Below are 567 nucleotides of genomic sequence, written 5' to 3' on the forward strand. Positions count from 1 at the left end.
GCTTTAGAATTGCTACTGTTATGTTGCTCTTCACTAGGCTTGCCTATTCTCATGAATGAAATGCGCTTGCCTCCTAAAGCTAGGTTACGCGTATTTTCAACTGCTATAAAAACCTTCTCAGCAACACCATAAAGCCTGCTTTCTAAATCGCGACAATACTGCGCCAGATCAGCGCATGAGGGGACAAATGTTGTGGACATGCCTTTTGCCTCACCACGTATAAGATTTTTAACGGCTTGCAATAAAGACCAGAGTGAAATGCCGTTAAGAGCAGCGATATAAGCCTTTGCACGCGCTTCTGCATTCGAAACTTTTTGCATTGTCAAACCACCTTCAAGCACATCAAGAGCTTCTGCTATGTCTTCAACAGATGCTTTCAAGGTAAGTAAGTTTTGAACAGTCTGATAAGCTTCTAAAGCTTGTTTCTCTAGGGTTTTTGTCAATTGACTGCCATTGATCAAGGTCCATGGGAATTCCAGAGTTACACATCGCTCTATCTGTTGCACGGTATCTTGTAGAGGCGTCACTAAGCTGTGTTGCACCGATAAGATTACGGATTGTCTCTCC

At 43.0% G+C, this 567-nt stretch carries 1 protein-coding gene; it reads right to left on the bottom strand.

Translation table 11 applies throughout. From position 1 onward, the window contains the following. A partial coding sequence (locus ACFIJK_RS09470) for a hypothetical protein (RefSeq protein ID WP_375627607.1) occupies positions 1–443 on the bottom strand: 443 nt, incomplete at its 3' end. Positions 444–567: the final 124 nt, after the last annotated feature.

It is taken from the genome of Bartonella sp. PS17NMGDW (genome assembly GCF_042193555.1).
Classification (GTDB): Bacteria; Pseudomonadota; Alphaproteobacteria; order Rhizobiales; family Rhizobiaceae; genus Bartonella; species Bartonella grahamii.